Origin of the sequence: Spiroplasma sp. ald, assembly GCF_044714355.1 — a bacterium.
Lineage (GTDB): Bacteria > Bacillota_I > Bacilli_A > Mycoplasmatales > Mycoplasmataceae > Spiroplasma > Spiroplasma phoeniceum.
Map to the genome: position 1 here is coordinate 1 of NZ_RXFY01000081.1, position 5,005 is coordinate 5,005.

Below are 5,005 nucleotides of genomic sequence, written 5' to 3' on the forward strand. Positions count from 1 at the left end.
ATTCCTATAATTTCTATTTTAAATATATTTTATAGGAATTTTAAAATAACTAGGTTATGCAAGAAGTCTAATATATAAACATTATGTATAACATTGTTAATTCATTGTTTTTATCAGTAAATAAGCAATATATAAACATTAAATATAACATTGTTTAATTAAACAAAATATTTATATTAGTTAGGAGTTAATAAAATTGAGTAATTTTGTTAAGAAAAATCAAAATATAGCAAATTATTTTATTTCTAAGGAACTTATCCCTTTTGAAACAGATAAAGCAAGTTTTATAAATTTACCTAATCATAATCGCCATATTGGTTTTTGATTGAGTAATAAGTTTATTTATCCTAGTGAAAAACACTCAGAGCAAGTAGCGATTGGTTTAATTTATGACAATTCTTATCGTATTGTGAAATATGATGAAAATTTAAAACAACACGATTGAAAATATTTAACTGGAAAAGAAATAATTGATTTGTATAATCAATATAAACAAAACTATTTTACGCGTATGCATAAAGCATTATTTCAAAATGAACCTAAAAAAGTAAAAACAAATAACAATAATAATTTAATAAATTGAAATGATGAAAAAGTATAACAATTAATTCGTGATTTGGAGGAATTATAAAATGGAAGTTAAATCAATAGAAGAAGAACAAAGAGAAAATAGAATAAAGTACGAAAAAAATAAAGGTTATAAATTATGTGATAATGGTTATATTATTTATAATTTAAATGAAAATTATTTTAAATTATTTGGTTGTTCTAACAAATTTATAAAAGCAAAAGTTTATTTTAGAAACTTTGCTGGCGAATATAAGATTGTATTTTTATGTAAAAAATGTTATAAAAAATGTAAAAAATTCTTATCTTATCAGTTTTTAGAAATTTTAGATGAGGAATGTTACAAAAAACCCATGGAATTTAGTATGTTTAGTTTTGATTATGAAAATGAATATAAATATGATAGAGGTTTTTTATAAATGAGTTTATATAATTATTGAGTTCAATTTGTTAGTTATATTATTGGTTCAAATGCCCCTGAATTTTTATATGTTATATCGTTTGTGTTATTTATCGTTTTATTTTTTGGAATGTTTTTTAAACTTATTCAGAAAATGTGGAGTTTTTAAAAATGCAAAATGATTGAGAAAAATTAAAAGAGTTTTTTATTCATGTCTTTTTGTTTATAAATAAAACGAATGTTGAAACTATTACAACTTGAAATTTAACTCAAAATGAATATTTAACTCTAATGGTTGGTGTTTGAATTGTAATTTTATTTTTAACTTGGTTCTTATTGTGAATGATTTTTAAAATAGTTGGGTATTTTAAATAAGGCATCGTGTAGATACAAGTTCCAAATTTGTATCTCTTGTTAGATTGATAATAACACTCTTTAAAATAAATGCAACTATTTTTTAAAAAAATAAAATATTTGTAATTTTAGTCTATTTTAAGCATATTTAGGCATACTGAAAAATATTTTATTAAATTATGGCCGTATAAATTATTCAAATAAACTTATTTAAAATTGTCTGAAAATACTTCTTTGGAAGTTCTTCAATTTAGAACAGGCCTTAATTTTTCATTTATAATTTCATTTACTACTCAATCTATTTCTTGTTGCGTAACAAGATTAAAATCTGTTTTCTTAGGATATCATTCTCTAAGTTCAGAATTCATATATTCAATTAATGGTTTTTGTTGTGGTTTACCAGGGTCGCAAAAATAAATATTAGAACCAGTAATTTTTTCCATTTCTTCAAACTTACTAAATTCTTTTCCTCTATATGTTATTATTCCTTTAATTTTTCCAATTAAACCATTAATTCTAACTATATGTTCAAATTTTTCTAAAACTTCACTTGAATTATTTTTTTCTAATTTCATAGCAAAATAATTTTTACTATTTTGTTCAACTAATACTAAACAACTAGATTGATGGTCTTTACCAACTACGGTATCCATTTCAAATCAACCAACATTAGATTGTTTATTTTCAATATCTCATATTGACTTAAATTTATCATCTAATTTTCCACGATTTTCAGTTTTTCCTTTTCTTTTGTATTTTTTACCATGATGGCGTAAATTTTGTTTATTTAATCCCAATAAATTTAACTTAATTCATTTATACAAAGTTTTTTTACATGCTGGAAATTTAACACCAAACTTTTTTTTAAATTTTCTAATAAGTTGTGAAAGTGTATCATGATATTTATTAAATCTTACATTTAATCATTCTTTTTGTTCTTCTGTAAATTCAGGCAGTTTTTTAATACATTTTTCTCGTTTTTTTAAATAATCATTATGTGCTTTTTTAGCCTCATAATCTTCTATATTTTTAAATCTATTAATTTCTCTTTTAATAGTATTAATATCTCTTCCTGTTTGTCTTGATATTTCAGATAAATTAATTGCTCTATTTTTCTTTTTACAACTATCAGCTAAGAATAAATCCTTAAAAAATCTTCGTTCATCAAATTTTACATGTGTATAATCTTGCATATATTTGTATCTCCATTTCTTTTATTAAATTAATTTATACACCGAATTTTTTAAAAAGGTATTGACAAATATTTTTAAAGATATATTATTATGTTGTAACAAGTAAAGAATTTGTATCTCTTTATGCTTGCATTACAAAATAAAAAGTAAAGTAATTTACTTTTTTTTATTTTGATGTAAAATATAGATAACAAAAAAAGAACTTGTGAGAGTTTTTTTATACATTTTATACTCTTTTATTTAATCATATTGTTTAAATAATAGCAATTTTAATATGCAAAAAGGAGTAAAAATGAAAGAATTTAATCCAAAAACAGCAAGTTTGGCAACTTTTTATCGTAAAATAGAGCAATTTTGAGAAAATAAATCACCTAATAAACCATATACTTTGAATGATTTAACCAATGAATTCAACCTTTCTCGTCATTGAAGACAAGAAATTTATCGGAGCGAAAAGATAGTTCCTTTACTTGAAAAACAAGTTGATAGAATTGAAAGTGAAATAATTAATTTTATGATGAAATCACCNGATGGTGCTAAATTATATTGACAACGAGCATTTAATTATAAATATTCACTGCAAGAAAAACAGTTAGAACAAGAATTAAACTTAAATAATCAACAACCAATAATAGTTAATTTACAAACTGATATTAGAGATATTAAAAAAGAAAGTGATAATAATGCTTAATCATTTTACTTATTTATTAGAAACACCTTATTGGTTATTACAAAATAGTACTGTTGGTGATAAATATCCATTTGCTAAGAAATATGAATTAGTAAATGAAATTAATCAAATTGGAACACGATATAGTGGTAAGACTATTTCAAATATTAAAATGTTTGGTGAATTATTAAAAATTAGTTTATTAATTAAACAACCAATTTGTATCATTGCTAGTATGTATTGGAGTAAAGATTTAAAAGATAGTGTATTTCAAAATATATGAAATATGTTAGATGAAAATAATATTCCTTATACTATTAATTTATCAAATTTTACTTTTACTTTATCAAATGGGAGCAAAATATATTGTAAAGGTTTACATTCACCAAGTCGGAAAGAAAAATTAAAAGCTTTTGCTGATTTAAATAAATATAAATTAGTTATTGATTGAAGAGAAGAATGTGATCAATTTCAACAAAAAGATTTAAGTGATTTAGAGTTTGCTATTCGTGGTTATCAAAATAAAATAACAATTAATACATGTAATCCTGAAAGTTTAAAAAGATATATTGTTGGTTATTGTAATGAATTAATGCCTTTTGATGAAGAAATAATGCGTAGTAAATATGAACAAATAAAATATATTGAAAAATGAAATATGAAGATTATTATTCATTATTCTAGTTGAAGATTAAATTATGAATTACCACAAGATAAAGTTAATGAACAATTAAGATTAGAGCAATTAGATATTGAAAGAGCAAGAGTTTGGAGTTGAGGTTTACCAGGTAATACTAGTGGTTCAATCTTTGCAAGATATATTGATATTATGCAAGCAACAGATATTATTCAACCAACTAAATTATTAGGTGGTGTTGATTTAGCAAACTCTACTAGTCCAAAAGGACATACAACCGCTGCTAGTTTTTGAATATATAATTCATTTGATAAAAAAGCCTATAAAGTAGCAGAATATACACACTCAAATGCTACTCAACAATTTAAAGGACCATTAGAACAAGTTAAAGATATTTTAGAGTTTTACAACAATCAATTAAACCAATATTTTAATTTAATACAACAAGGAATATCAATTAATGTTGATGATAGTGCTTATGCAACATTAGAAAGTTTAAATAGAGAAAAATATAATTATACTTTTGGTCAATATATGACATTTAAACCAGCACAAAAGCAGAAATTTAAAATAAGACATCGTATAGAAGCGTTTACAATGTTAATAAATACTAATCAATTAAAATGATTATGAGAAAAATGTCCTGTAAGTAAAACCCAATATGAATTAATTCAATGAGAAGATAAACCAGATGCTAGAGAAGAGAGAATGTTAGATTTATATGATGATACATTTGATAGTGATTTTTATGCTTTACACTTTGAATTAGTACCAATGGTTAAACATAATAGTTCAGCAGATTATAAATTATGACAACAGAGGGAGTGAATGACTTAATGAAAAAAGATATTTATGTAATACATGATGAGCGTGTAATAAATGCAAAAAGACCATATATGTCTGTTTGTGGACAAGTTAAAAAAAGACTTTGTCAAGAATTAAAAAAAGATAATATCGCAATATGTAAATTAAATTTATATAACGAATATATTAAGAAATATCAAAAAGTTAAAGTATGTGTACAAGTTTTAGCAAATGAACCAAATTTATTAACAGTAAATATTATTAATTATGCACTTATTTTAAAATTAAAGGAGAAAAATAACAATGAATAATACTTTCCCTAGTTTACCAAACTTAAATGATATTAATAGTGTTTTAAAATTTTATAATTATGATTGAAC

Annotated in this window: 6 protein-coding genes; 5 read left to right on the forward strand and 1 reads right to left on the reverse strand. The window is 22.6% G+C overall.

Annotation, left to right across the window (positions count from 1 at the left end; all coding sequences use genetic code 4):
• The first annotated feature begins 196 nt into the window (after positions 1–196).
• From EHU54_RS04450 to EHU54_RS04460, 3 genes are all read left to right on the forward strand, one after another.
• Positions 197–601: a DUF3627 domain-containing protein gene (locus tag EHU54_RS04450; RefSeq protein ID WP_400249145.1), complete on the forward strand. Its 405-nt coding sequence runs from the start codon at positions 197–199 to the stop codon at positions 599–601.
• A 31-nt stretch (positions 602–632) separates the two neighbouring features.
• The gene (locus EHU54_RS04455; RefSeq protein ID WP_400249146.1) at positions 633–986 is read left to right on the forward strand and encodes a hypothetical protein; all 354 of its coding nucleotides are present in this window, start codon (positions 633–635) and stop codon (positions 984–986) included.
• Between the two features lie 152 nt (positions 987–1,138).
• Positions 1,139–1,342: a DUF2649 family protein gene (locus tag EHU54_RS04460; protein ID WP_400249147.1), complete on the forward strand. Its 204-nt coding sequence runs from the start codon at positions 1,139–1,141 to the stop codon at positions 1,340–1,342.
• A 185-nt stretch (positions 1,343–1,527) separates the two neighbouring features.
• Here the strand turns inward: EHU54_RS04460 and EHU54_RS04465 are convergent, their stop codons facing one another.
• Positions 1,528–2,514: an IS30 family transposase gene (locus EHU54_RS04465; RefSeq protein WP_400249148.1), complete on the reverse strand. Its 987-nt coding sequence runs from the start codon at positions 2,512–2,514 to the stop codon at positions 1,528–1,530.
• A gap of 683 nt (positions 2,515–3,197) precedes the next feature.
• Between EHU54_RS04465 and EHU54_RS04470 the strand changes: the two genes are divergently transcribed.
• Positions 3,198–4,658 (forward strand): PBSX family phage terminase large subunit, encoded by a 1,461-nt coding sequence (locus EHU54_RS04470; RefSeq protein WP_400249150.1) that lies wholly within the window; start codon positions 3,198–3,200, stop codon positions 4,656–4,658.
• Entirely contained in the window at positions 4,658–4,936 is a 279-nt protein-coding gene (locus EHU54_RS04475; RefSeq protein ID WP_105628986.1) for a hypothetical protein, read from the forward strand. The genes EHU54_RS04470 and EHU54_RS04475 overlap by 1 nt, the downstream gene beginning before the upstream one ends.
• The last annotated feature ends 69 nt before the right edge of the window (positions 4,937–5,005 follow it).